Origin of the sequence: Rhizobium sp. WYCCWR10014, assembly GCF_001657485.1 — a bacterium.
Lineage (GTDB): Bacteria > Pseudomonadota > Alphaproteobacteria > Rhizobiales > Rhizobiaceae > Rhizobium.
In genome coordinates this window covers 718,610-744,477 of sequence record NZ_LXFU01000037.1, presented here as the reverse complement: position 1 = coordinate 744,477, position 25,868 = coordinate 718,610, and the positions used below count along the sequence as shown (strand labels likewise).

Annotated in this window: 21 protein-coding genes; 12 read left to right on the top strand and 9 right to left on the bottom strand. The window is 61.9% G+C overall.

What is annotated here, in order from left to right; all coding sequences use genetic code 11:
• Nucleotides 1-168 precede the first annotated feature (168 nt).
• Nucleotides 169-1,188 carry a LacI family DNA-binding transcriptional regulator gene (locus tag A6U98_RS20365; protein WP_064652193.1) on the top strand — a complete coding sequence of 340 codons (1,020 nt, stop codon included), beginning with the start codon at nucleotides 169-171 and terminating at the stop codon, nucleotides 1,186-1,188.
• Here A6U98_RS20365 and A6U98_RS20360 read toward each other — a convergent pair.
• Nucleotides 1,185-1,955, bottom strand: a complete 771-nt coding sequence (locus tag A6U98_RS20360; protein ID WP_064652192.1) for a TIM barrel protein — start codon at nucleotides 1,953-1,955, stop codon at nucleotides 1,185-1,187. The two genes, A6U98_RS20365 and A6U98_RS20360, sit on opposite strands and share 4 nt — an antisense overlap.
• A 142-nt stretch (nucleotides 1,956-2,097) precedes the next feature.
• On the opposite strand from A6U98_RS20360, the gene A6U98_RS20355 reads away from it, so the two are divergent.
• Nucleotides 2,098-2,886: an SDR family oxidoreductase gene (locus A6U98_RS20355; protein WP_064652191.1), complete on the top strand. Its 789-nt coding sequence runs from the start codon at nucleotides 2,098-2,100 to the stop codon at nucleotides 2,884-2,886.
• 176 nt (nucleotides 2,887-3,062) lie between these two features.
• A complete protein-coding gene (locus tag A6U98_RS20350) occupies nucleotides 3,063-3,527 on the top strand; it encodes an Rrf2 family transcriptional regulator (protein ID WP_011653231.1) in 465 nt (154 codons plus the stop codon).
• A gap of 1 nt (nucleotide 3,528) precedes the next feature.
• Here A6U98_RS20350 and A6U98_RS20345 read toward each other — a convergent pair whose 3' ends face one another.
• On the bottom strand, nucleotides 3,529-4,656 hold the full coding sequence (locus A6U98_RS20345) for a monooxygenase (protein ID WP_064652190.1): 1,128 nt from the start codon (nucleotides 4,654-4,656) through the stop codon (nucleotides 3,529-3,531).
• A gap of 164 nt (nucleotides 4,657-4,820) precedes the next feature.
• Here A6U98_RS20345 and A6U98_RS20340 point away from each other — a divergent pair, with 164 nt between their 5' ends.
• On the top strand, nucleotides 4,821-5,597 hold the full coding sequence (locus tag A6U98_RS20340; protein ID WP_184500888.1) for a metallophosphoesterase family protein: 777 nt from the start codon (nucleotides 4,821-4,823) through the stop codon (nucleotides 5,595-5,597).
• Between the two features lie 30 nt (nucleotides 5,598-5,627).
• On the opposite strand, the gene A6U98_RS20335 is transcribed toward A6U98_RS20340, so the two are convergent.
• The 3 genes from A6U98_RS20335 to A6U98_RS20325 form a co-directional block, all read right to left on the bottom strand.
• Complete coding sequence (locus A6U98_RS20335) at nucleotides 5,628-8,816, bottom strand: multidrug efflux RND transporter permease subunit (protein WP_064652189.1); 3,189 nt, start codon at nucleotides 8,814-8,816, stop codon at nucleotides 5,628-5,630.
• Complete coding sequence (locus A6U98_RS20330) at nucleotides 8,813-9,988, bottom strand: efflux RND transporter periplasmic adaptor subunit (RefSeq protein ID WP_064652188.1); 1,176 nt, start codon at nucleotides 9,986-9,988, stop codon at nucleotides 8,813-8,815. The genes A6U98_RS20335 and A6U98_RS20330 overlap by 4 nt, the downstream gene beginning before the upstream one ends.
• A 263-nt stretch (nucleotides 9,989-10,251) precedes the next feature.
• A complete protein-coding gene (locus A6U98_RS20325; protein ID WP_064652187.1) occupies nucleotides 10,252-11,796 on the bottom strand; it encodes a cation:proton antiporter in 1,545 nt (514 codons plus the stop codon).
• Nucleotides 11,797-12,046: 250 nt separating this feature from the next.
• Between A6U98_RS20325 and A6U98_RS20320 the strand changes: the two genes are divergently transcribed.
• The 3 genes from A6U98_RS20320 to A6U98_RS20310 are packed head-to-tail and all read left to right on the top strand — an operon-like array spanning nucleotide 12,047 to nucleotide 15,267.
• The gene (locus tag A6U98_RS20320) at nucleotides 12,047-12,511 is read left to right on the top strand and encodes a MarR family transcriptional regulator (protein WP_064652186.1); all 465 of its coding nucleotides are present in this window, start codon (nucleotides 12,047-12,049) and stop codon (nucleotides 12,509-12,511) included.
• Nucleotides 12,504-13,733 (top strand): HlyD family secretion protein, encoded by a 1,230-nt coding sequence (locus tag A6U98_RS20315; RefSeq protein ID WP_064652185.1) that lies wholly within the window; start codon nucleotides 12,504-12,506, stop codon nucleotides 13,731-13,733. The genes A6U98_RS20320 and A6U98_RS20315 overlap by 8 nt, the downstream gene beginning before the upstream one ends.
• Nucleotides 13,726-15,267, top strand: coding sequence for a DHA2 family efflux MFS transporter permease subunit (locus A6U98_RS20310; protein ID WP_064652184.1), 1,542 nt, complete (start codon nucleotides 13,726-13,728; stop codon nucleotides 15,265-15,267). The genes A6U98_RS20315 and A6U98_RS20310 overlap by 8 nt, the downstream gene beginning before the upstream one ends.
• A 91-nt stretch (nucleotides 15,268-15,358) precedes the next feature.
• On the opposite strand, the gene A6U98_RS20305 is transcribed toward A6U98_RS20310, so the two are convergent.
• From A6U98_RS20305 to A6U98_RS20295, 3 genes are read right to left on the bottom strand one after another with little or no spacing between them, the layout of a single operon-like run.
• Nucleotides 15,359-15,976: a DNA-3-methyladenine glycosylase gene (locus tag A6U98_RS20305; RefSeq protein ID WP_064652183.1), complete on the bottom strand. Its 618-nt coding sequence runs from the start codon at nucleotides 15,974-15,976 to the stop codon at nucleotides 15,359-15,361.
• A gap of 53 nt (nucleotides 15,977-16,029) precedes the next feature.
• Complete coding sequence (locus A6U98_RS20300; protein ID WP_064652182.1) at nucleotides 16,030-16,344, bottom strand: hypothetical protein; 315 nt, start codon at nucleotides 16,342-16,344, stop codon at nucleotides 16,030-16,032.
• A gap of 39 nt (nucleotides 16,345-16,383) precedes the next feature.
• Nucleotides 16,384-17,292, bottom strand: a complete 909-nt coding sequence (locus A6U98_RS20295) for a LysR family transcriptional regulator (RefSeq protein ID WP_064652181.1) — start codon at nucleotides 17,290-17,292, stop codon at nucleotides 16,384-16,386.
• Nucleotides 17,293-17,413: 121 nt separating this feature from the next.
• On the opposite strand from A6U98_RS20295, the gene A6U98_RS20290 reads away from it, so the two are divergent.
• Entirely contained in the window at nucleotides 17,414-18,154 is a 741-nt protein-coding gene (locus A6U98_RS20290) for an SDR family oxidoreductase (protein WP_064652180.1), read from the top strand.
• 86 nt (nucleotides 18,155-18,240) lie between these two features.
• Entirely contained in the window at nucleotides 18,241-19,143 is a 903-nt protein-coding gene (locus tag A6U98_RS20285; protein ID WP_064652179.1) for an SDR family oxidoreductase, read from the top strand.
• 265 nt (nucleotides 19,144-19,408) lie between these two features.
• On the opposite strand, the gene A6U98_RS20280 is transcribed toward A6U98_RS20285, so the two are convergent.
• On the bottom strand, nucleotides 19,409-20,320 hold the full coding sequence (locus tag A6U98_RS20280) for a LysR family transcriptional regulator (RefSeq protein WP_064652178.1): 912 nt from the start codon (nucleotides 20,318-20,320) through the stop codon (nucleotides 19,409-19,411).
• Between the two features lie 164 nt (nucleotides 20,321-20,484).
• Here A6U98_RS20280 and A6U98_RS20275 point away from each other — a divergent pair, with 164 nt between their 5' ends.
• From A6U98_RS20275 to A6U98_RS20265, 3 genes are all read left to right on the top strand, one after another.
• The gene (locus tag A6U98_RS20275) at nucleotides 20,485-21,297 is read left to right on the top strand and encodes an alpha/beta hydrolase fold domain-containing protein (protein WP_064652177.1); all 813 of its coding nucleotides are present in this window, start codon (nucleotides 20,485-20,487) and stop codon (nucleotides 21,295-21,297) included.
• A 46-nt stretch (nucleotides 21,298-21,343) separates the two neighbouring features.
• On the top strand, nucleotides 21,344-22,534 hold the full coding sequence (locus A6U98_RS20270) for an efflux RND transporter periplasmic adaptor subunit (protein ID WP_064652176.1): 1,191 nt from the start codon (nucleotides 21,344-21,346) through the stop codon (nucleotides 22,532-22,534).
• A gap of 119 nt (nucleotides 22,535-22,653) precedes the next feature.
• Nucleotides 22,654-25,854, top strand: coding sequence for a multidrug efflux RND transporter permease subunit (locus A6U98_RS20265; RefSeq protein WP_064652175.1), 3,201 nt, complete (start codon nucleotides 22,654-22,656; stop codon nucleotides 25,852-25,854).
• The last annotated feature ends 14 nt before the right edge of the window (nucleotides 25,855-25,868 follow it).

Below are 25,868 nucleotides of genomic sequence, written 5' to 3'. Positions count from 1 at the left end.
AAAAATCCGTGCCCTTATGATTATTTTTTGCTGTCGGGCTTGGATGGGGAAAAGATTACATTTGGATATTGTTAGGTAAAGCGTTATGTTTTTCGTTAGTGTAAAAATTTGGCTGACGGGCGCGGTTGATAGAGCCAGCGTCGCATCAATCGAACGCTGAGGTGTCACGTGGGAAGTAGAGGCCGGGTTACATTGCAGACCATCGCAAGGGAGGTCGGCCTGTCGAAATATGCGGTATCGCGGTCGCTTGCCGGAAAGAGCGGCGTTAGCGAGGAAACGCGCACGCTGATCCGCGAGACGGCGCAGCGCCTCGGCTATACAAGGCCGGCCGGGCAGGGTGGTGCGGGCGAGGTCGCGGTTGTCTTTCACGATCTGGATGCCGTCAACAGTGAGCTTTATATGCAGGTGCAGAACGGTGTGCAGCGCGAGGCCCATCGGCTTGGCATGACGCTGCGCGTACGCTGGACCCATGATTCCCGCCAGTTGGAGGAGCTGGCGCGCACGTGCGACGGGCTGATGCTCGTCGGTCCGCATGCCCGTGAGGCAGTGGCGGCGGCGAGTGCCACCGGCGTTCCAATCGTACGTTTCGGCTGGGTCGATGCGCTCGAACAGATCGACCATGTCGGCGGCACGGACCATGAGGCAGGGCAGGCGGTGGTGGAGTATCTGGTCGGGCTCGGCCATCGGTCCATCGTTTATGTCTATGGCATGCCGGGCCTGCGGGGGCGCCAGGAGCGGCATTACGGCGCCCGCGAAATCGCCGAACGTTATCCTGATGTTGCGCTTCATGTTATGCAGTTCGATGAAGAGAACGGCTTCAGCGCGGCTTTCAGAGCGCTTGCGGAAAAAGGTATCCGCCCGACGGCTTTTTTCTGTGCTCATGACGGGCTGGCACTGACTGTGGTTTCCGAGTTGCTCGGCCAGGGATATCGCATTCCCGACGATATTTCGGTCGTCGGTTTCGGCGACTACTCGGCGGCGACGCAGATCTCGCCGGCGCTGACGACGGTGAGGATGGAGGGGCAGGAATGCGGGGCGGTTGGGCTGCGGCTCTTGCTCGAGCGCATCGAGAATCCACGCCTGCCCGGCATGCCGGCGCGGCGCATCATGATTGCCTCGCGCATTATCGAGCGGCGCTCGGCCGGACCCTGCAAGGTGGTGGCAAGCGTCGATGCCGCCGAGGTTTAACCGCCGAGCGAAGCAATCGCGGCCTTGGCTGCGTCCGCGCCGGGCCTGGTCGGCCGATATTCCAGACCGACGGCGCCGTCGTAACCGTTGGCGAAGATCCAGCCGAGGCGGTGGGCAAGGTCGATGCTGCCGGAACCCGGTTCGTGGCGGCCAGGGTGATCGGCGACATGGACGTGGATGATACGGTCGAGACGGCCGTTCAGCACCTCCTCGGTGCGCTCGTCCATCACGGCGGAATGGTAGATGTCGTAGACGATGCCGATCTCGGGGCGAGCGACGTCATCGACGATGTCTAGACCTTCGCGGGTCGAATCGAGGAAATAGCCGACATGGTCGATGCGGATATTGAGCGGCTCAACGCCGAGGCGGACACCGCTGCCTTTGAGGATATCGGCGCCGGCTCTCAGCGTTTCGGTGAGCGCCCGGCGCTGTTCTTCGCGGGTCAAGCCCGGGAGATCGTCGCCCGCCTGGGCAATCAGCACCGGCGCGCCGAGACGTTTCGCGACAGTGACGGATTCGGCAAGGCCTTTCAGCCAGGCCTGCCGGTTGGCGGCGTCGGTCAGCGCGATCATCGGTTCGGCGACGAGGCTGGAGACGGCGAGGCCGGTTTCCTTCAGCGCCGCCTCGATCGCATCCAGATCCTTGCCGGTCCAGCGCCAGAATTCGATCGCCGGCAGGCCGGCCGCATGGGCGCGGCGGATGCGATCGGGAAAGCTGTCGCCCTCTTCGGCAAACAGCCATTCTATGCAGGCTGAATAACGTCGCATGAAAACTCCTCCCATCTTTTGATGCAGGCATGCGACAGATCGGCGCCTGCCGCAAGAGGAGTTCGGAAGCTTGACGCCCGGGTTCATTGGCGAAACACTCAGCACATCAGGCCGGAATCTCCGGCCGTTTGCGGAGGAAGACATGGATCTCGGATTGAAGGGAAAGACCGCCGTCATAACAGGTGCGTCGGTCGGCATCGGACTGGCGATCGCCGAGGGGCTGGCGGCCGAAGGCGCCGACCTCGTGCTGGCAGCCCGAGGCGGTGAACGGCTTGAGGCGGAAGCCGCCCGTATCGCCGAGAAGTACGGCGTCAGCGCTGCCGCGGTCGCGGCCGATGTGGCGACGGTTGCGGGAACCGAGGCGATCATTGCGGCGGCGGCCGGAAAAGGCGGCGCCGATATCCTCATCAACAATGCCGGCACCGGATCGAACGAGACGGTGATGGAGGCGCCCGACGAGAAGTGGCAGGACTATTGGGACCTACATGTGATGGCCGCCGTGCGGCTGGCGCGGGGCATCGCGCCGCAGATGAAGGAACGCGGCGGCGGGGTGATCCTGCACAATGCCTCGATCTGTGCGGTCCAGCCACTCTGGTACGAGCCGATCTACAATGTCAGCAAGTCGGCGCTGATGATGTTTTCGAAGACGCTTTCGACCGAGCTCATCAAGGACAATATCCGCGTCAACTGCGTCAATGCCGGCCTGATCCTGACGCCCGACTGGATCAAGACCGCCAAGCAATTGACGGCGGAAACCGGCGGCAACTGGGAAGGCTACCTGCAGAGCGTCGCCAACGAGCACGCCGCCTCCAAACGCTTCGGCACGCCGGAGGAGCTGGCCAACGTCTTCGTCTTCCTGAGTTCGGAGCGTGCGAGCTATTGCATCGGCTCGACCTATTTCGTCGATGGCGGCATGCTGAAGACGATCTAATCGAGGCGGCTGACAAGGCGCGCGGCGGCCGGTTCTTCTTAAGGCTGCCGCGCGCACCTGTGGACGTTGCCGATACAAGCTATAAATAATAGCTATTTTGTTGTATGTTCACGCTTTTGACGCTATTTGCCTGCTATTGACAGGATAAATATTGCGATTTCTACAAGGCGACGACGATGCTGACGAAAAAGGGAAAATACGGGCTGAAGGCGCTGGTCGACCTGGCGCGGCTGGCGCCGGGTGAGACCGCCTTCATCAACGACATCGCGGCCCGCAACAATATCCCGAAGAAGTTTCTCGATACGATCCTGCTCGAACTGCGCAATGTCGGCATCCTGCGATCGAAGAAGGGGCCGGGCGGGGGCTATTCCCTGTCGCGGCCGGCAACCGAAATCCGCATCGGCCATGTCATCCGCACGCTCGACGGGCCCTTAGCGCCGATCCGCTGCGCTAGCCGTACGGCCTACGAGGCCTGCGACGACTGTGCCGATCCGGAAACCTGTCAGGTGCGGCGCTCGATGACCGATGTTCGGGACGCGATCGCCGCCATTCTCGACAATATGACCCTCGAGCAATTCGTCGCCGACGGCGGTCGCATCGACGGCGCCAAGGAAGAATTCCCGATCTCCGCCGCCAGCTGAATTAGGTGCTGCCGGGCCTCGACCTATATTCGCCTGCGGCGTGCATCAGCTTATCCCGCCGCAGTGATAGCGCGTGAATGCGGGTATTGCGCCAATGGCGATCGAGATTGAGCCCGATGCCGGCCGATGTTTCCCCTGCAAGTTCGAACAGCGCATTCGCGGTGTCGAGCGCCGTTTCCCCGGCAAGGATCGCGGCCGCCGAGGCGGAGAAATGCGCGTCCGCCATCGCGGCCTCCACAGGATTGACCTGGGCAATGTCGAGTTTGCGGCCAGCCCGTTCCAAGGCTGCCGCCGTTGCTTCGATGCGGATGGCGCGTTCGCCGATCTGGGGAAGGACGGTCGTGCTGCGATCGCCAATTGCGGTCATCAGATCGCTCCATGCGGCCCGGGCGATGCCCAGACTGACGCCCGCCTTGAGCAGCAGGCCGAGCGAGATGCCGGTCGAATATCCGGATGAGGGGGCAGAGGCAATCGCATCGGCATTGACATGAAGCGTGCCGACGATCGCCGTCGCCGATCCATTGGTGCGCTGGCCGAAGCCGTCCCAATCATCGACCACCTGCACGCCTTCTTCACCGCGTGCGAGGTAGAGCGTCACCGGGCGGCTGGGCGGAGCGGTGGCGGCAGCGGCAATCCAGTCAGCGAATAGAATACCGGGTGCCTGTCGCGTGCGCCCGCTCAGGCGGTAGCCCGGGCCTTCCGCCGTCAGTTCGGCCCCGTCGGTGAAGGCGGCGCCCGCGAAGCGGTCGCCGAGCAGCACACGGGTAAACAGCGATGCCTTCAAATCCTCGGCAGCCTGGATGCGGAGCGTTTCCAGCGCGGAAAAATGACTTTCCAGCGCTTCGCCGATCGATGCATCGCCCTCAGCGATGATTGCAACGATTTCGGCAAGCAGGGCGTTCGACACGTCGAGCCCTTCATGGTCTGGCGGAACCGTGATTGCCGTCAGCCCCGATACCGACAGCGCATCAAGCTCGGCAACGGGCAGGATGCGGTTGATATCACGTTCGCTCGCCTGATGCCGGAATGCGGCGGCGAGGTCGCGGGCCGTGGATATCGCCTCCTCTTCGCTTTCGATGCGATGCGCGGGAGGCCTCAGGCTCTCATGAAACTGCGATACCGTTCCCATCGGTCACTCTTTTCTCAACGGATACAGGAGTGAGGGATTAGTCCTCGAATGATAAGGCCGGTTTTTCTACAAAACCCAAATGGTTTGGATTTTCTTACCAGCTTGATTGCCTTGTCGTTTACTCTACTTAGGGTGAAGTGGGGCTTCCTTAATCGAGAAACATGATGAGCGACTCTCGTGCTCGCAACAGCGAGGTTTCGAAAATGGCACGCCAGCCGAGACCGCGCCTGACGCTGGATATTGCCGCTATCCCAACTTATGCGATCGGCGATATTCACGGTCGGTACGATTTGCTTGTGAAAGCCGAGGCGGCGATCCTGCGTGATAGTGCGCGGCTGCCCGGGCGAAAGCTGATCGTCACGCTCGGCGACTATATCGACCGCGGCCCGGAATCGTCACAGGTCATAGCCCATCTCATGGAGCCACCGCCTGATGGATTCGACCGCATCTGCCTTGCCGGCAATCACGAAATCGCCATGCTCGACTATATCGATGGCTGGATCTCCTATGACGATTGGATGCAGATGGGGTCAGCGGAGCTGCTCAAGTCCTATGGCCTTGATCCGGAGCATCTACCGCTGGTCTTTCCCTCCGGCGCGAAGCTCGATGCCTTCATCCGCCAGTCGCTTCCGCGGACGCATATCGATTTCATGCGGGCGATGCCTGTCCTGCTGGAGACCCCGAGCGTGATTTTCGTGCATGCAGGCATCAATCCGAAACTGCCGCTCGACAGGCAGACGGACGAGGATCTGCTCCTCATCCGCCAGCGGTTTCTCGAAAGCCGGGTGCCGTTGCCGAAACTCGTCGTTCACGGTCATACGCCGAACGATGAACCCGACGTAAGGCCGAGGCGGCTCAACATCGATACGCGCGCCTATCGCAGCGGTAAACTCACCGTCGCCCGCCTGTGGCAGGGCAAGGTGCATCTGTTTTCGACCTGACTTCCGTTTCCTCAGCCGGGTGGGATCGTCTCAGACGACCCCTTCCTCGACCGGCTCTGTCTTCGCTGGTTCTACAGTGGCCGGCCGGTTACGGCGCCAGCCGCGCAGCACGACGTAGAAGACCGGCGTCAGGAACAGGCCGAAGATCGTCACGCCGAGCATGCCCGAGAAGACGGCGGTGCCGAGCGACTGGCGCATTTCGGCGCCGGGGCCGGTGGCGATCGCAAGCGGCAGAACACCGAAGATAAAGGCGAATGCCGTCATCAGGATCGGGCGCAGGCGAAGATGGCTGGCCTCGATGGCCGCCTCCACCGGCGACTTTCCTTCGTCTTCTGCCTGCCTGGCGAACTCGACGATCAGAATGGCGTTCTTGGCCGCCAGGCCGATCAGGACGATCAGACCGATCTGAGTCAGGACATTGTTGTCCATTCCCCTCAGCGAGACCCCGATCAGCGCCGCAAGCACCGCAAGCGGGACGATGAGAATGATCGCGAGCGGCAGAACCCAGCTTTCATATTGTGCCGCCAGCGCCAGGAAGACGAAGACGACGGACAGGGCGAAGATGTAGATGGCGGTGTTGCCTGTGTGGGTCTCCTGATAGGCAAGTTCCGTCCATTCGAAGGTCGTCCCCTGCGGCAGGATCTTCGCCGCCAGCGCTTCCATCTTGGCGATGGCATCGCCCGTCGACGTGCCTGGAGTCGGATTGCCCTGAAGCGGCACCGAGACATACATGTTGTAGCGCTGGACAAGGGCAGGGCCGCTGGCATCCTGGATGTCCATCAAGGTTCCGAGCGGAACCAGCGCGCCGGTGGCCGAGCGGACCTTCAGGGCAAGGATGTCTTCCCGGTCCATGCGGTATTGCCGGTCGGCCTGGGCGCGAACCTGGTAGACGCGACCGAACGCATTGAAATCGTTGACGTAGGCGACGCCGAGATTGATCGAAAGGGCGTTGAAGATATTGGGGATCGGCACATTCAGGAAGCGTGCCTTGTCGCGGTCGATCGCCAGGAAGTATTGCGGGCTGGCATCGGAGAATGTCGTAAAGACACCGGTCAGCCCCTCGGTCGTTGCCGCTGCACCCATCATCTGCCGGGCGAGGCCGAGCACGCGGGTCATATCGGCGTTTTCGAGATCGGATATCTGCATCTTGAAGCCGCCGGAATTGCCGACGCCACGCACGGATGGCGGTGGAATGGCAATGATGAAGGCTTCCTGGATGCTTTGCAGCTTTCCGTAAAGCTCGCCGATGATCTTGTTGGCGTTCTCTCCGCCTTCTTCACGTTCGGCAAAGGATTTGAACGGGACGAAGACGACGCCGGCATTCGAGGCATTGGTGAACGTCGCCCCGCTGAAGCCGGCAAATTGCACGGCATTGCCGACGCCGGGCACGGTGCGGGCGATATCGCCCACCTGTTTGACGACGGCATCGGTACGCGCGAGCGACGCTCCATCAGGCAGCTGAATGACGATGATGGCGTAGCCCTGGTCCATGGTCGGGATAAAGCCCGCGGGAACTTTCGTGCCCATGTACCAGGTCGCTCCGAGCAGGCAGACGAAGGTGACCATCGCGGCTGTCAACCCAATCCAGCTGCTGACCAGATGCCGAACGGTCCATGAATAGCCGGAACTCAGCCGATCGAATCCATGATTGAAGCCGTCTGCCAGCCCTCTTCCTAGACGGGCTGCGACATTCGTACGCTTGGTTTCATGGTCATGGGTTTTCAGCAATATGCCTGCGAGGGCGGGCGACAGTGTGAGCGAATTCAATGCGGAAATTGCAGTGGTGACGGAGATCGTGACCGCGAACTGCCTGTAGAACTGTCCTGAGATGCCTGGAATGAAGGCTGTCGGCACGAACACGGCGATCAGCACCAGCGAGATGGCGACGACGGCGGTTCCGACTTCGTCCATCGTGACATGGGACGCCTGCTTCGGCGTCATCCCGCGCGCCAGATTGCGCTCGACGTTTTCCACCACCACGATCGCGTCGTCGACGACGATACCGATTGCCAGCACTAGGCCGAACAAAGTGAGCATGTTGAGCGAGAAGCCGAAGGCCAGCAGGACGGCGAAGGTGCCGATCAGCGATACCGGGATGGCAATGATGGGAATGATCGCGGTTCGCCAGGATTGCAGGAAGACGAGAACGACAATCGCCACGAGGATGGCCGCTTCGGCGATGGTTCGATAGACCTCGGTGATCGAGTCCGAGATGAATTCGGTCGTGTCGTAGACGATACGATATTCCAGGCCCGGCGGGAAACTCTGGGATATGTCCTTCATGAGCGTCTGGACTTGATGGGCGGTGTCCAGGGCGTTGGTTCCCGGCCGGGCGAAGATGCCAAGAGCAACCGCGGGATCGTTGTTGAGATAACTGTTGGTGACGTAATCCTGTGCGCCGAGTTCAATCCGGGCGACATCCTGCAACTGCACGAGGCGGCCCGATGTCGTCGATTTCACAATGACATATCGGAACTCGCGCACGTCGGAGAAACGGCCATCGGTTCGCACCGTATATTCGAATGCATTCTTGCCGGTGACGGGTGGTGCCCCAATCTTGCCGCCTGATACCTGGACGTTCTGGTCTCTCAACGCGGAGACGACGTCATCGGAGGTCATCCCGTAGGCGGAGAGCTTTTCTGGATCCAGCCAGATTCGCATCGAATACTGGCGCTCGCCAAAGATCTGCACGTCGCCGACGCCGTCAAGGCGCACGAGAACGTCGCGGATGCGGTTGCGAGCGTAGTTCGAGACGTAAAGCTGGTCGTAGCGGTGCGACGGCGACAGCAGGTGCACCACCATCATGAGATCAGGCGAGCTCTTGTCGGTGGTGACGCCAAGCCGCTGGACTTCCTCGGGAAGGCGGGGAAGGGCGATGGAAACGCGGTTCTGGACAAGCACCTGGACCTTGTCGAGATCGGTGCCGAGCTTGAAGGTGATCGTCAGCGACATGGCGCCGTCAGCGCTGGAGTAGGATGACATGTAAAGCATGTCTTCGACGCCGTTGATCTGTTGTTCAAGCGGCGTCGAAACGGTATCGGCGATCGTCTGCGGGTCGGCACCCGGATAAGAGGTGCGCACGACGATGGTCGGCGGCGCTATCTCGGGATACTGCGATACCGGCAGCTGCGTATAGGCAATGCTGCCGACGACGAGAAAAAGGATCGAGATGACGGCCGCAAAGATCGGCCGGTCTACGAAAAAATGAGCAAATCTCATTGTCCGTTCTCCGCACCGGCGGTTTCCGGCGGAGCGTCCTGCCGCTCCTTGGGCAGTTCGGTCATCTGAGGCGTGATCTTTGCACCCGGCCGGGCGCGCATCAGGCCGTTGACGATGATCGTCTCGGTGCCGTCGAGGCCCTCGCGTATGACGCGGTAGCCGTAGAGACGCGGCCCGGGTCTCACGGGCTTTGTCGACACCGTGCCGTCCTCGGCGACGACATAGACGACGCGCTCATTCTGGTCCGAGCCGATTGCCTCGTCGGGGACGAGAATGGCCTGGTAGGTGTTGGAGGCTTCCACCTGTATGCGACCGAAGAGCCCGGGCTGAAGGACGAGATCGGGGTTAGGGAAGCGGGCACGCAGACGAATGGTGCCACTCTCATTGTCGACCCTGTTCTCAGCGAAATCGAGCTTTCCCTTGAATGGTTTGGCAGTGGGATCCGAGATCGTGACGGAGACATCCAGTCCGCCACCGCCCTGCTGGAGATCCTTGCCCAGTTTGCGCGCCGTGTCGGCAAAATTCAGCAATCGGCGTTCATCGACGTCGAAATAGAAATCGATCGGATCGAGCGAAACGATCGTCGTCAGTACAGTCTGGTCGGTCTGCACGAGGTTGCCGGCCGAGATCAGTCGACGGTCGATGCGGCCGCTGAGCGGCGCTTTGATCTCGGTATATTCCATGTCGAGAGAGGCGCGGTCGGCTGCGGCCTGTGCGCCGCGGACATTGGCCTCGGCCGAATCAAATTCGCGGCGGCGATCATCCAGCGTCTGCGCCGACTGGCTACCGCTCGAAGCAAGCGATTGCGTGCGCTTGTATTGCGCATCGGCAAAGACCAGGGCGGATTGCGCCGATTCGAGTGTCGCCTTTGCCTGATTGAGCGCGGTAACGAATGGCCGTTGGTCGATGACGAAGAGCAAGTCGCCCTGCTTGACCAATGCGCCGTCCTGGAAATGGATTTCCTGCAGGTAACCACCGACGCGCGAGCGAACGGAGACTTCATCGACTGGCTCGAACCGGCCGATAAATTCGTCGCTGTCGACGACATCGCGAACGACCGGCTTGGCGACCGTGACGGGTGGCGCCGGCGGGGCGCTCTGGGCTAGCGCGGGGAGGGGCATGAATGCGGCGATACAGCCAAGCACCACCATCTGTCGAAGCGCGTAAGTCATACCGGTCCCCCAATCTCGACGGTCGATTTCCCTGCCGCCAAACCTAAGATGAAGTGCTGCTATTCATGTCTTGCTGCTTTGAACGAAGGCCTCTGGCCCCGTAATTTCTCCGGCATCCCATCCCTTGGAAAGGAGGGCCGGCAGGCAATGCCGATCAGAAAAATCGTAACCCTATGGAATTGGACTATAAACGGCAGCGGCGAAAAATTGCAAATGCCAATTGGTAACGATTCCGGAATCCATCAAAACGTCACAGAGGGCAATCAGCTCTCGACGATCTCGTCTCTGCCGGGTGGCAGGGCGGCGAGTTCGGCCCAGTCGAGCTCCTGTTCCAGCATGTGAAAGACATCATCGTCGATCTCGTCGGCGCGGCGCATCGCTGCCAATCTGCGGCGTTTCGCGACGATGACGTTGCGGCGCTGCTTGTCGAGCCTGCTGACCTCGCGCGGGTGTTTCCCGTCAGCTGCGATTTCGCGCTCGGAGGTGTAGACGTCGCGCAGGATGCGGGTGGATTTGTCCTCGCCGCCGGCGAGTTCGGCAAGGGCCGCATCGATCAACGTGACGCGGGCTCTGGCGAGGTCGCGGTCCAGGGAAGTGTCCGGGTCGAATTTCAGGAAACGGATCAACGGCCCGAGCGTCAGGCCCTGGACGATGAGCGTGCCAAGGACGACGGCGAGCGCGCTAAGCAGGATGATGTCGCGATCGGGAAAATCGATCGGCAAAGCAAGCGCGGTCGCCAGCGTAACGAGGCCGCGCATGCCGCACCAGCCGGCAAGCAGGCTGGTCGCGAAAGTCGGAACGGCTTGTTTCGTGCGTCCGCGCGCGGCGAGAAAGTTGATGACCCGGTTATAGAAGAGCACCCAGGCCAGGCGGACGACGATGACGGTGACGAAGACCATGGCGGCGAAGGTGATCGCGAAATTCAGGCGGCCGGGATCGAGGTCGAGGACGATCTGGCGGGCCTGCAGGCCCATCAGCAGGAAAGCGAGCACGTTGAGCAGAAAGACCGCGGCTTCCCAGACCGAATAGGAATGAATGCGGTGACGGGCCGTTTGCCGCTCGGGCATGTAGCGGGCGATCACCATCGCATAGACGACGATCGCCAGAATTGCCGAAAGGTGCAGCCGCTCGGCGATGATCCACGTACCGAAAGTGGCGACGAATTCAAGCAGCGTGCCGCCGAGCGTGCCGGCGAGCCTCAGGCCGACGACCATGTAGAGACGGCCCAGAAGATAACCGAGGATAAGGCCACCAGGTACGGCGAGCGCCAGCTCGGCCAGGGCGCCGGCGAAGAAGGTGGGGCTTGCAGCGGCTGCCACCGCGGCGCTGAAGATCAGCAGCGCGACGGCGTCGTTCAGGAGGCTTTCACCCTTCAGGATCACATAGGTCTGGCGCGGCAGGGTGAAGCGGTCGAGCATGGCGGTGGCAGCCGCGGCATCCGGCGGCGCGACGATGGCGCCGAGTGCGACGGCTGCGGCAAGCGGTAGGCCGGCTATCGTCACGCTGACGGTGGCGACGGCTGCGGCCGTCAAGATCACGGCGATAGCGGCGAGCGAGAACAGCGGCAGCCAGTTGCGTCTCAATGTCCTCGGCGGCAAATCATAGGCGGCGTCGAAAAGTACGGGCGCAATCAGCAGTGCCAGCGCAAGCTCGGGATCGATCGCGACCTCGGGCGCCCAGGGCACGGCCGCGACGATGATGCCCGCGATCGCCAGCATTGTCGGATAGGGGATCCGGAACTTCCTGGAGAATTGCAGAAAGACGATCGCCACCAGCAGCAGCGTCAGCATGCTTTCGAAGAACGCCATCGAGCTCCCCACGCGCGCCTCCGGCGGAGGCTGTTCCTGCCGCAGAATTAGGGCGGAGCTGGGCTGCGGCTACCGTCCGGCGCTTTGTAAACGGCGAAACGAGAAACTGCAGGATACGCTTGACCCGGTCCGGTCTGCGGCATTTTAGCCGCCATTGCCGAATCTGCCGTCCATGCCCTTGTGCAGCGCGCATGCTCAATATATCTACCGATATTATAAGGATGCTTATAAATAACGGTCACAGGTTTTCATGAACGCCACTCCGACCCTCGGTTTCCTTCTCCATGACGTCGCACGGCTGCTGCGCAAGCGGTTCGAGCAGCGGGCGAAGTGCCTTGGGCTGACCCGGTCGCAATGGCAGACGCTTGCCTATCTCTCGAATAATGAAGGCATCCATCAGGGCGGCCTTGCCGAAATCCTCGAAGTCGAGCCGATCACGCTGGTGCGCATTCTCGACAAGCTCGCCGAACGCGGGCTGATCGAGCGCCGCCAGCACCCGACCGACCGGCGTATCTGGTTGCTTTATATGCGCGACGAGGCGCACCCGCTGCTTGCCGAAATGCGCGAGCTCGGCGACACCACCCGCGCGGAAGCGCTGCAAGGCATCTCAGCCGAGCAGCGCGAGCAGCTTTTCCACATCCTATCCGTAATGAAGACGAACCTGGTTCAGGCATGCCGGAGCCCGGTTGACGAGAATGAGACGAACGATGGCTGATCAATCCCCCCTCCGCGTCGTTGCCGACGCCAATGCCAAGACCAAAACTCCTGTCGAAGACAACGAAGCGAAACAGCAGGAAACGGTAGCCGAAGCGCCTTCATCCAATTCAGCGCCGGCTGCCGCCGTGGCTGCGCCTGGCGGCAACAAGGTCCGCCGCCGGCGCAGTCTCACGCGGCCGATCCTGTTTGCCTTGCTGCCGGTGGCGCTCGTCGTTGGCGGTTATTATTACGTCAATGGCGGCCAGGTGATGTCGACGGACAACGCCTATATCCAGGCCGACATGGTCGGGCTTACCACCGATGTCTCGGGTATCGTCGACCAGATCAATGTGCATGAGAACGAGGCGGTCAAGGCGGGACAGGTGCTCTTCAGCCTGCGGTCGGATTCTTTCAAGATTGCGCTCGATGGCGCCAAGGCGCAGCTCGGCGCGCAGCGCAACCAGATCATGAATCTCAAGGCCAGCTATCAGCAGTCGCTTGCCGAGATCACGCAGGCGCAAGCCGACCTGCCCTATTATCAGAATCAGTTTGACCGGCAGCAGAACCTCGTCAACAACGGCAGCGCGACGCAGTCGGCCTATGACGAAGCCAAGCACAATCTGGAAGCCGCGCAGCAGAAGGTTGCAGTCGCCAAGGCGGAAGCCGCAACGACACTCGCCCAGCTCGGCGGCAATGCCGACCAGCCGGCCGAGGAAAACCCGCTCTACCTGCAGGCCAAGTCGAATGTCGACAGTGCCCAGCGCGAACTCGACCACAGTGTCGTCAAGGCGCCGTTCGACGGCATCGTCACCAATGTCAACGCGCTGCAGGTGGGCTCCTACCTGCAGGCTTCGCAGCAGGCCTTCTCGCTTGTTGCCACCAACCGTCTGTGGATTGCCGCCAGCCCGAAGGAAACCGAGCTTACCTATGTCAAGCCCGGCCAGACGGCCGAGATCTATGTCGACACCTATCCCGGCGTGACATGGAAGGGCAAGGTCGAGAGCATCAGCCCGGCCTCCGGCTCCAGCTTCTCGCTGCTGCCGGCGCAGAACACCACGGGCAACTGGGTGAAGGTCGTCCAGCGCATTCCGATGCGCGTCAGCATCGAGGACACCGACGGCAAGCCGCCGTTGCGCGTCGGCATGAGCACGGTGGTCGATGTCGAGACCGGTCATGCCCGCGGCCTGCCTGATTTCGTCAACAAGCTTCTGGGCCGGCCTCAGGGCAAGGATCATGAGTAACGCTCTCGCTTCTCCGGCGACGCCGATTGCCAATCGCGGTGCGATCACGGCCTGCGTCATTCTCGCCGTCATCATGCAGGCGCTGGACACGACGATCGCCAACGTGGCGCTGCCCTATATCCAGGGCAGCGTGTCGGCGTCTGCCGACCAGATCAACTGGGTGCTGACTTCCTATATCGTCGCGGCGGCAATTATGACGCCGCCGTCGGGCTTCCTTGCCGCCAAGTTCGGTCGCAAACGCGTGCTGCTCGTCGCCATCGCCGGCTTCGTAGCGGCCTCCGTTCTCTGCGGCCTGGCGCAATCGCTGAACCAGATCGTCGCATTCCGCCTGCTGCAAGGCCTGTTCGGGGCATCGCTGGTGCCGCTTTCCCAGGGCATCCTCCTCGACATCTATACGGTCGAGGAGCGCGGCTCGGCCATGGCCCTTTTCGGCGTCTCGGTCATGGTCGGGCCGGTGCTTGGGCCTGTCATCGGCGGCTGGCTGACCGACAATATCAGCTGGCGCTGGGTGTTTTATATCAACGTGCCGATCGGCGCGCTGGCCTTCATGGGCATTGTCGTCTTCGTCACCGAGACCAAGAGGGATCTGCTCGCCAAACTTGACTGGTTCGGCTTCGGGATGATGAGCCTCGGCATCGCCGCGCTTCAGCTCTTCCTCGACCGCGGCGAACAGCTCGACTGGTTCTCTTCCGGTGAGATCATGCTCGAGGCGTTGATCTGCGCCTCAGCCTTCTATCTGCTGATCGTGCATACGCTGACGGCGGAGAAATCCTTCGTGAACCCGAAGCTGTTCCTCGACCAGAACTTCTCGATCAGCATGATCTTCATCTTCGTGGTCGGCATTACCTATCTCGCCTCACTGGCGCTGATGACGCCCTATCTGCAGACGCTGATGGGCTATCCCGTCATCACCGCCGGCGTCGTCATGGGGCCGCGCGGGCTCGGCACCATGCTCTGCATGTTCATCGTCGGTCGGCTGGTCGGCAAGGTCGATACGCGCGCGTTGCTGGCGCTCGGCTTGGGGCTCACCGCATGGGCGATGTACGACATGACCGGCTGGACACCCGACGTCTCGCAATGGACGATCATCTCGGTCGGCTTCATTCAGGGCGCCGGCCTCGGCTTTCTGTTCGTGCCGCTGACGACAATCGCTTTTTCCACGCTGCCCGCCCATATGCGCGGCGACGGCACCGGTCTCTACAACCTGTCGCGAAACATCGGCTCGGCGGTCGGCATCTCGATCGTCTCGGCGCTGATCGTCGAGAACACGCAGAGCAATCATGAATCGATCGCGGCCTATGTGACGCCGTTCAACCACGCCTTCAATGCGGTGGCTGCGCAGGGGCTCAGCCCGGTGACGGCGGCCGGCCGCGCCTCGCTCAACGAGATCATCACGCTGCAAGCGACGATCATCGCCTATATGGACGATTTCAAGCTGCTGATGCTGATGTCGCTTGCGGTCATTCCGCTGGTGCTGCTGCTGCGCAAGCCGAAGGCAGCACCCGCCGTCGACCACAGCGCGGTGATGGAATGAACTTTACAGCAAAAGGACGCTGTAACACTATGCGGTAGGCGTTGCCGCAATTCCGGACGGAAAACCGCTTCGCACTTTTCCTGGAATTGCTTTAGCGAAACGGCTTGCTGAGATAACGCGACCCCTGAATGCCGAAGCGCCATGGTGCTTCGGCATTTTTCGTGATGCCGATGCGTTTTCCCGAGACGATCGGCACGGGTGCCGACGGCGCGATCGCATAGGGCGGGCGATCGAGCAGCCTGTCATTGATCGCAATATCGATGCCAAGCGCCTGGCAGAGCTTGCCGGGACCGCTGCAGAGCGACGTCAGCATATCGGTGCCGCGCCGCTCCATCATCTGAGGAATTCCCGTTTCCGGCTCCAGGGCGCGGATGAGTGCAGCCGAGCCCGGATGGCAGACGAAATTCAGGCACCAGTACATGCCGTAGATGCGGTAGATATAGACGTTGCCCGGCTTGCCGTACATGGCGCCGTTGCGCTTGGTCGGGCCGCGGAAGCTGTGCGAAGCCTCGTCATCGGGGAAATAGGCTTCGGTCTCGGTGATGCGTCCGCCGACGCCATCTACGCTCAGATGGCAGCCGAGCAGGTCGCGAGAGACGGCGATCGCATCGCGCTCGAAAAACTTCCTGAGGCTTTCGCCGGTGAGCGTGCCGGTGCCAATCGCACCTGATATCGTTCCACCATCGGTCATATCAGACGCAGATAACATTCAGCGCGCACGCCGTCATCCCGAAACCGCTTCATGTTTTTGGTTCACAGACATTAGCGACCGGCATTCGGATCGCGCATCGGGATCGAAGATGAGGTGACCGAGACCGGGTCACTCGCCGGGAAGGAATCTTCCAGACCCTCCTCCAGCTCTTCTTCGAGCAAAGCGGGATCCTTGTTGCGCGCGCCGTCGCCATGGGCCGGTTCGATTGCTGCGGCAAGCAGGGCCTTGGCCCGCAAGACGGCGTTTTCCGACGTCAATTCAGGCGTGCTTCGCAGTGTCACGGCAATGCTGTCTTCGCCTTCGCCGCCGAGTTCGACCACGAAGCCGTCTTCCGTCTGGTAGACGGTGATATCGTTGAGTGCCATGGCCGTTCTCCGAGGGTGCTCATATTAGCAAGGCGCAATTTAGTGAAGCGCGTTTTCGGAATTTTGTCGAGCAAAGACCTTCACCAGCCAGTCGATGAAGACGCGCACGCGCGGCGAAAGCTGGCGGTTACGGGGATAGAGCAGGGACACCGGTGTCTGGGTCAGCGGAAAATCCGGCAGCACATGGACCAGCGTGCCCTCGGCAAGGTCGTTTTCAGCGTGATAGCGCGGGATCTGGATGATGCCGAGGCCGAGCCTTGCCGCTGAAATATAGCTTTCGGCGGCATTGACCGCGACGGTGGCCGGAACGGTGATGTTGTGCACGGCGCCGTCGACGATGAATTCGAGTGGCAGCAGACTGCCGGTGCCGCTGGAGCGGAAGCCGACCATGCGATGGCCGTCAAGCCGGTCGGGATGCTGCGGCAGGCCATGACGGGCGATATAGGCCGGGGAGGCGAGTGTCACCTCGTCGAGCATGGCGACGCGCCGGGCGACCATGTCGCTATCCATAGGCGTGCCGACGCGCAGCACGCAATCGATGCCTTCGCGCACCAGATCGACCAGCCGGTCGCCCTCGCTCATGTAGAACTCGATGTCAGGATAGGTTTCCAGGAAGGACGGCAGGCTCGGCAATACGAAATGGCGGGCAAGTGTGCCGTGCACGTCGACGCGCAGCATACCCTTCGGCTTGGCGCCGGCAAAGGCGCCTTCGGCATCCTCGATATCGGCAAGGATCGACAGGCAGCGCTGATAATAGGCTTCGCCGTCAAGCGTCGGGCTGACATGGCGGGTCGTGCGCTGGAGCAGGCGCACGCCGAGGCGGGCTTCCAGCTGCTTCACCGCATCGGTGACGGTCGAGCGCGGCAGGCCGGTGTCTTCGGCCGCAAGGGTAAAGCTGCGGCGCTCCACGACGCGGGAAAAGACCCGCATGGCATCGAATCTGTCCATCTTATTTGTTCGTGATTCCCGGATGGTGATGTCGAATAATGCCTGATTATCCGCCGTTGGAAAAGCGGCATCTTCTCCTCATCGAAAACGCGCTGTGGCGCATCCCTGAAGGAGAACGAAAATGGCCAGCAACGAAAACAAGGTCGCACTGGTGACCGGCGCTTCCCGCGGTATCGGCGCAGCAGTCGCCGAGCGCCTCGCCAAGGACGGTTTCACCGTCGTCATCAATTACTCCGGCAATGCCGCTCCGGCCGAGGAACTGGCAAAGAAGATCGAGCAGGCCGGCGGCAAGGCGCTGACGGCGAAGGCCGATGTCAGCGATGCGGAAGCCGTTCGCCGCATGTTCGATGCAGCGGAGACCGCTTTCGGCGGCGTCGACGTTCTCGTCAACAATGCCGGCATCATGATGCTCTCTTCGCTTGCCGAGGCCGATGACGCCAATTTCGATCGCCAGATCAGCGTCAATCTGAAGGGCACCTTCAATACGTTGCGCGAGGCAGCCAAGCGTCTGCGCGACGGCGGCCGGGTCGTCAACTTCTCGACATCCGTCGTCGGCCTGAAGCTCGAAACCTACGGCGTCTACGCCGCTACCAAGGCTGCGGTCGAAACGCTGACGGCGATCATGGCCAAGGAGATGCGCGGTCGGGGCATCACCGTAAACGCCATCGCGCCCGGTCCCGTCGCCACAGACCTCTTCCTCAACGGCAAGTCGGACGAACTCGTCGCCCGCATGGCGAAGATGAACCCGCTGGAGCGTCTCGGCACACCGGAAGACATCGCATCTGCGGTTGCCTTCCTCGCCGGCCCTGATGGTGGCTGGATCAACGGCCAGACGCTGCGCGCCAATGGCGGCGTGATCTGAAGAAAGACCGGCGGCGGTCTCCAGGCTGCCGCAGCTCAAAGTTTTCACTTCAAGCAACCCCAATCGAGCCCAGAAGGAATAGGATCATGAGCAAGCACGTCATCGTCATAACAGGCGCTTCCAGTGGTTTCGGCGCGCTTACCGCCCGCGCTCTCGCTAAGGCCGGCCACACCGTCTATGCCGGCATGCGCGCCACGGAAGGCCGCAACGCTGCCGCCGTCGCCGATGCGGCTGAATTCACCAAGGAGAACAATGTCGATCTGCGCTCGGTCGAACTCGATGTCGCCTCCGACGCGTCGGTTGTATCAGGTATCGCCAGGATCATCGCCGATGCGGGTCGCCTCGATGTCATCATCCACAATGCCGGCCATATGTCCTTCGGCCCGGCCGAAGCCTTCACGCCGGAACAGTTCGCCGAACTCTTCGACATCAACGTGCTCTCCACCCAGCGCGTCAACCGCGCGGCACTCCCCTATCTGCGCAAGCAGGGCAAGGGCCTGGTGGTCTGGGTATCGTCGTCGAGCAGCCGCGGCGGTACGCCTCCCTACCTCTCGCCCTATTTCGCCGCCAAGGCGGCGATGGATTCACTTGCCGTCTCCTATGCCGGCGAGCTTACCCGCTGGGGCATCGAGACCTCGATCATCGTGCCTGGCGCCTTCACCAAGGGCACCAACCATTTCGCCCATTCCGGCTCGCCCGCCGATACGGCCCGCGCCGCCGAATACAATGAAGGACCCTATAAGGGCGTGCCGGAACAGACGCTGCAGGGCCTGGCAGCACTCGAACCCGCCGACGCCGATGCCGGCGCGGTAGCCGTCGCCATCGTCGATGTCGTCGGCAAGCCATTCGGTACGAGACCGTTCCGCGTCCATATCGATCCATCCGAGGACGGCGCGGAGATCGTCAACGGCGTCGCCGACCGTGTCCGGGCAGAATTGTTCCGTCGCATCGGCCTCGAGGACTTGCTGAAGCCGGCCGTCGGGAATTGAAATCCGGCCCGCCGCTGACGCGGGAACATGAGCGCCAAGCTGTCATCGCAATTATTTGAACGTGATTGCGGAAGTTTTCCTTACAATCCTGCGGAGAGTGCGTATATCTGTTTTATCGCGAGAGAGTGGAATTCCCTGCCGCTCTCTTCCGACCTCCAAAGCCTGCCGCGCCCTTTCCACGGTGCGACCGACCTGATGTTCAAAGTTGTAGATTGCGGCCCGTCGAAGGTTTTCCCTGCCTTCCGGGCCGTATTTGTCTTGGCGCTCAGACGTCGTTCAGTCTCGCCTCGACCAGAAGTTTCACCAGCCAGTCGACGAAGACGCGGACCTTGTTGCTGAGGTGGCGGTTCGGCGGATAGACGACATAGAGCGGCAGCGGATCGCGGCGCCAGTCCGGCAGCACGCGGACGAGTTCGCCCCTTGCCATCGGCTCGCGCGCCATGAAGATCGGCACCTGCGCGATGCCGAGGCCCGTCAGCGCCGCCGTCAGATAGGTGCGGCTATCGTTGACCGAGGCGATGTAGCGCGGACTGGTCTCGATCACCTCGTTGTGCCGGCGGAATTCGAAGGGCAGCGTCCGGTTGTTCTGGGCGCGGAAATAGTTGACGGTGTAATGATCCGCCTCCAGATCCTCCGGCCGCTTGGGCATGCCGAATTTCTGGATGTAGCTCGGCGAAGCACAGGTGATCATCTCGACTTCGGAGACGCGCCGCGCAATCAACGACTGGTCGGCCGGCGTGCCGGCCCGCAGCGCGCAATCGACATTTTCTGCAAGATAATCGACCGTGCGGTCGCCGACACCGAGGTCGATACGGATATCGGGATAACGCTGATAGAAATCGCAAAGTGCTGGAACGACGATCCAATCGGCGAAAGCGCCAGCCATCTCGACACGCAGCCGTCCGCTCGGCAAGCTCTGCGAGTTGGAAAGGCTGCCATCGAGTTCCTCCAGTTCCGAAATGATCTGGGCGGCGCGTTCGTAATAAAGCGCGCCGTCCGTGGTCACCATGACCCGGCGCGTGGTCCGATTCAAAAGCTTGGTGCGCAGATGCGCTTCCAGGCCTTGGATGAGATTGGTCACCGTCGCCTTGGGCATGGCGAGCATGTCGGCGGCGCGGGTGAAATTGCCCGTCTCCACGACGCGAATGAAGACGCGCATTGCCGAGAGCTGATCCATCGGTTTCAAATCCGCAGTTTGCGTTGCACCATTGTTCGAGATCTGGAACAGTGTTATCGCGTTATAGCTTCTTATTCCCTGGTTGGAATAACAATATCTTTTTTGTACAAAATGCAAGCGACAGACGTTGTCTGCACGTCGCCGACACAGAAGAGACCGGAAGCATGACGGTGGAATGGAAAGATATGATGCTGGATAAGGTGGCCATCGGCCCCGTTTCCGCACGTATCTACCAGGGCGCCGATTACGGCAAGGGTCCGCCGATCGTACTTTACCTGCATGGCGGCGCGTTTCTGGATAGCGACAAAAACGTCGACCGGCCAGTGGCGATGAGTCTCGCCAAGGCCGGCGCCATCGTCGTCGCCGCCGATTACAGCAACCTGTCCGGCAACATATTCCCGCAAGCGCTGGAAGTCTCCTTCTCCGTCTTCACTTATCTCGCCAACAAACGCGCCGGTCTCGGCGACCGCAAGTCGCTGCTCTTCGTTGCGGGCGAAGAGGCGGGCGGCAATGTCGCCGCCGGCGTGGCGCTGAAGGCGCGCGACCAGATGCCGGACGCACTCGACGGCCAGGTCCTGATTTCGCCGCTGCTCGATCCCTTCATGGGTACCTCCTCGATCCGCAAGGCTGAAGCCATCGGCATGCGCCAGCGCTGGACGGAAGGTTGGAGCCACTATCTGAGCGGCGGTGGTTGCCACCCTTATGCGGCGCCTTGCCTCTGTTCGCGTATTTCAGGCGTCGCGCCGGCGCTGATATTCACCGCGGAGGACGATCCTCTGCACGACGAGACAATTGGTTACGGTGTCCGCCTGAAACAGGCCGGCGTCGGTGTGCGCCAGCATGTCCTTCCCGCCGGGACGGGCTGGCCCTCGATTTATGGTGGGAAATCCGACGGAGCGCCCGACTGGCAGGAAAACGTCAGCCGCCATTTCGGAAGCTTCCTTCGGGAGGTAAGCGTCCAACCGCAATTGCATTGAAGAAGACCTGATATTTCGGCGGCTTAGAGCCGCAAGGAGAGTAATAATGACGTCCAGAAGTAAGCGCTGGGCCCTGATGGGCGCCGGCATAGGCCTTGTTGCGTCCATTGCCGGCGCTGCATTGTTTTTCGAATTGCCGATGAGCACGACCGCCACGGCTGCTTCCGCCCCCGCGCAGGCTCCCGCTGTGCCGGTGACGGTTGCCGTCGTCGCGGCGCGCGACGTGACGGCCTGGGAAAGTTTCTCCGGCCGTCTCGAAGCAGTCGACCGGGTGCAGGTGCGTTCCCGTGTCGCCGGCGCCATCCTTTCGGTGGCGTTCCGCGAAGGGGCGCTGGTCAAGCAGGGCGACCTGCTCTTCACCATCGACCCGGCTCCCTACCAGGCGAGCGTGGCGCAGGCGCAAGGCCAGGTCGCTTCGGCTGAAGCCAAGGTCAGCCTGGCGCAGACCGAACTCGATCGCGGCCGCAGGCTTTCCGACAACCGCACCATCTCCCAGAGCGATCTCGATCAGCGCCAGAGTACGCTGGCCGAGGCTCAGGCGGGGCTGCGTTCGGCGCAGGCCGCACTGCAGTCGGCTCAGCTCGATCTCGATTACACCGAGGTGCGGGCTCCAGTGTCCGGCCGCATCGGCAAGATCGAGGTGACCGCCGGTAACCTTGTTGCGGCCGGGTCGGCCTCGCCGGCGCTGACGACGCTCGTTTCGGTCGATCCGATCTATGCGAGCTTCAATGCCAGCGAAGAGATGGTGACGCGGGCGCTCGCCCAGCTTCCGCAGACGGACAGCGCCCTGCCTGCCGTCGAGCAGATCCCGGTCGAGGTCGGCACGCTGACCGACAGCGGCACGCCGATCAAGGGCAAGCTGCAACTGATCGACAACGAGGTCGATGCCGCCAGCGGCACGATCGGCGTTCGCGCCGTCTTCGATAATCCGGGCGGGCGTCTCATCCCCGGCCAGTTCGTGCGGGTGCGCATGGGCCAGCCGAAGGCCGAGAACAAGATCGTCATCAGTGACCGCGCCGTCGGCACCGACCAGGACAAGAAGTTCGTCTTCGTCGTCGATGGCGAGAACAAGGTCGCCTATCGGCAGGTCCAGCTCGGCACAGTGGCTGACGGTCAGCGGGTGGTCGAAGGCGGCCTGAACGTCGGCGAGAAGATCGTCGTCAACGGTCTGCAGCGCATCCGTCCAGGCGCGGTCGTCGCGCCTCAGATGGAAGAGAAGGTCGCGACAGCGCAGTAAAGACTTTCGCCCTCCCCTGAGAGGGAGGGCCAATACTCGAAATGATACGACCCGCCGGCGGCTCCCAAACCGCCGGAGAGGGACTTTGCATCCATGTTCACCCCGGAGAGGGCTTTGATATGAACATCTCCAGATTCTTTGTCGACCGCCCGGTCTTTGCCGGCGTTCTTTCGGTCCTCATCCTGGTTGCCGGCCTGATCGGCCTGCGCGCGCTGCCGATTTCCGAATATCCGGAGGTCGTGCCGCCGTCGATCGTCGTGCGCGCTACCTATCCCGGCGCCAACCCAAGCGTCATCGCCGAAACGGTGGCGACGCCGCTCGAAGAGCAGATCAACGGCGTCGAAGGCATGCTCTATATGGCCAGCCAGGCGACATCGGACGGCGTGCTCAACGTCACCGTTACCTTCAAGCTCGGCACCGACCCCGACAAGGCGCAGCAGCTCGTACAGAACCGCGTTTCACAGGCCGAACCGCGCCTGCCGGCGGAAGTCCGTTCGCTCGGCATCACGACGGTCAAGAGCTCACCCAACTTCATCATGGTCGTCAACCTCGTCTCCGACGGGGATAATCACGACATCACCTATCTTCGCAATTACGCGACCCTGAACGTCAAGGATCGGCTCGCCCGCATCGCAGGCGTCGGTCAGGTGCAGGTCTTCGGCGCCGGCGACTATTCCATGCGTGTCTGGATCGACCCGCAGAAAGCCGCCGAGCACAATCTTGCCGCCAGCGACATCAGCAGCGCGATCAGTTCCCAGAACATCCAGGCCGCCGCCGGTATCATCGGCGCATCGCCGAGCCAGCCCGGTGTGGACCTGCAGCTCAACGTCAATGCCCAGGGCCGCCTGCGCACGCCCGAGGAGTTCGGCAACATCATCGTCAAGACGGGCGCCAATGGCGAGATCACCCGCCTTCGCGATGTCGCCCGCATCGAGCTCGGTGCTGCGGACTACACGCTGCGTTCGCTGCTCGACGGCAAGCCGGCCGTCGCCGTCGCCGTTCTTCAGGCGCCGGGTTCGAACGCGATCGAGATCGCGGACAATGTGAACGCGACCATGGATCAGCTGCAGCTCGCCATGCCTGAGGGCGTCAAATACGAGATCGTCTACGATACGACGAAATTCGTGCGGGCGTCGATCGAGAAGGTCATCGACACGCTGCTCGAAGCCATCGCGCTCGTCGTCCTCGTCGTCATCCTTTTCCTGCAGACTTGGCGCGCCTCGATCATCCCGCTGATCGCCGTTCCTGTTTCGATCATCGGCACTTTCGCGGTGATGTATGTCTTCGGCTTCTCGATCAACGCGCTCAGTCTGTTCGGACTGGTGCTTGCGATCGGTATCGTCGTCGACGACGCGATCGTGGTGGTCGAAAACGTCGAGCGCAATATCGAGGAAGGCCTGTCGCCGCGGGCTGCCACCTACAAGGCGATGAGGGAAGTCTCCGGTCCGATCGTCGCGATCGCGCTGGTGCTCGTCGCGGTCTTCGTGCCGCTTGCCTTCATCTCCGGTCTGTCGGGTCAGTTCTACCGCCAGTTCGCGCTGACGATCGCGATTTCGACCGTCATCTCGGCTTTCAACTCGCTCACGCTGTCTCCGGCGCTGGCAGCCCTTCTCCTGAAGAGCCATGATCAGCCGAAGGACTGGCTGACGCGGTTCATGGACGCCATCTTCGGCTGGTTCTTCCGCGGCTTCAACCGTGTCTTCGGAGCGAGCTCGAATGCCTACGGCAAGGGCGTTGGCGGGCTGTTGTCGCGCAAGAGCATCGTTATGGTGATCTATCTGGCGCTGGTCGGTGCGACCTACAGTCTGTTCAGCACGGTCCCCGGCGGCTTCGTGCCGTCGCAGGACAAGCAGTATCTGATCGGCTTTGCGCAGTTGCCGGATGCCGCAAGCTTGGACCGCACGGAAGACGTCATCAAGCGCATGACCGACATCGCGCTGGCGCAGCCGGGCGTTGCCAATGCCATCGCCTTCCCGGGCCTGTCGATCAACGGCTTCACCAACTCCTCGAATGCCGGCATCGTCTTCGTGACGCTGAAGGACTTCGAAGAGCGCAAGACGCCTAATCTCGCGGGCGGCGCAATCGCCATGGCGCTGAACCAGAAATTCGCAGTCATCCAGGATGCCTTCATCGCCATGTTCCCGCCGCCGCCGGTCAATGGTCTCGGCACGACGGGCGGTTTCAAGCTGCAGATCGAGGATCGCGCCGGCCTCGGCAACCAGGCGCTCGACGAGGCGACCAAGGCCGTGCTTGCAAAGGCCTACCAGACGCCTGAGCTCGCCGGGCTGTTCTCCAGCTTCCAGATCAACGTTCCGCAGCTCTACGCCGATCTCGACCGTGCCAAGGCCGAGCAGCTCGGAGTTTCCGTCACCGACGTCTTCCAGACGCTGCAGATCTATCTCGGTTCGCTCTATGTGAACGACTTCAACGCCTTCGGCCGCACCTACAGCGTCCGTGTGCAGGCCGATGCGAAATTCCGCGCCCAGCCGGAAGATATCGGCCAGTTGAAGGTCCGGTCGGCATCGGGTGAGATGATCCCGCTTTCGGCCCTCTTGAAGGTGGAACCGAGCACCGGTCCGGAACGCGCGAACCGCTACAACGGCTTCCTTGCCGCCGATATCAACGGCGGTCCGGCACCGGGCTTCTCGTCGGGTCAGGCGCAGGCGGCAATCGAGAAGATTCTTCACGAGACCCTGCCTGCGGGTATCGACTTCGAATGGACGGATCTGACCTATCAGCAGATCCTGGCCGGCAATTCGAGCATCGTCGTCTTCCCCCTGGCACTGCTGCTCGTCTTCCTGGTGCTGGCCGCCCAGTATGAAAGCCTGACGCTGCCGCTTGCGATCATCATGATCGTGCCGATGGGCGTGCTGGCCGCGCTGACCGGCGTCTGGCTCACCGGTGGAGACAACAACATCTTCACCCAGATCGGTCTCGTGGTGCTTGTCGGTCTATCGGCGAAGAACGCGATCCTTATCGTGGAATTCGCCCGCGAACTGGAGTTCGAGGGGAGAACGCCGCGGGAGGCCGCGATCGAGGCCAGCCGCCTTCGCCTTCGCCCGATCCTCATGACCTCGCTCGCCTTCATCATGGGCGTCGTGCCGCTCGTCGTCTCCACCGGCGCCGGCGCGGAAATGCGCGCGGCCATGGGTGTCGCGGTCTTCTCGGGCATGATCGGCGTGACCTTCTTCGGCATCTTCATGACGCCGGTGTTCTATGTGCTGCTGCGGCGGCTGACGGGCAACCGTCCGCTCATCCAGCACAAGCCGGACGAACACAAGGAAGAAGAGGCGGAGGTCATCCGGCTCGCGGCGGAATAAACGGAATTCAACCT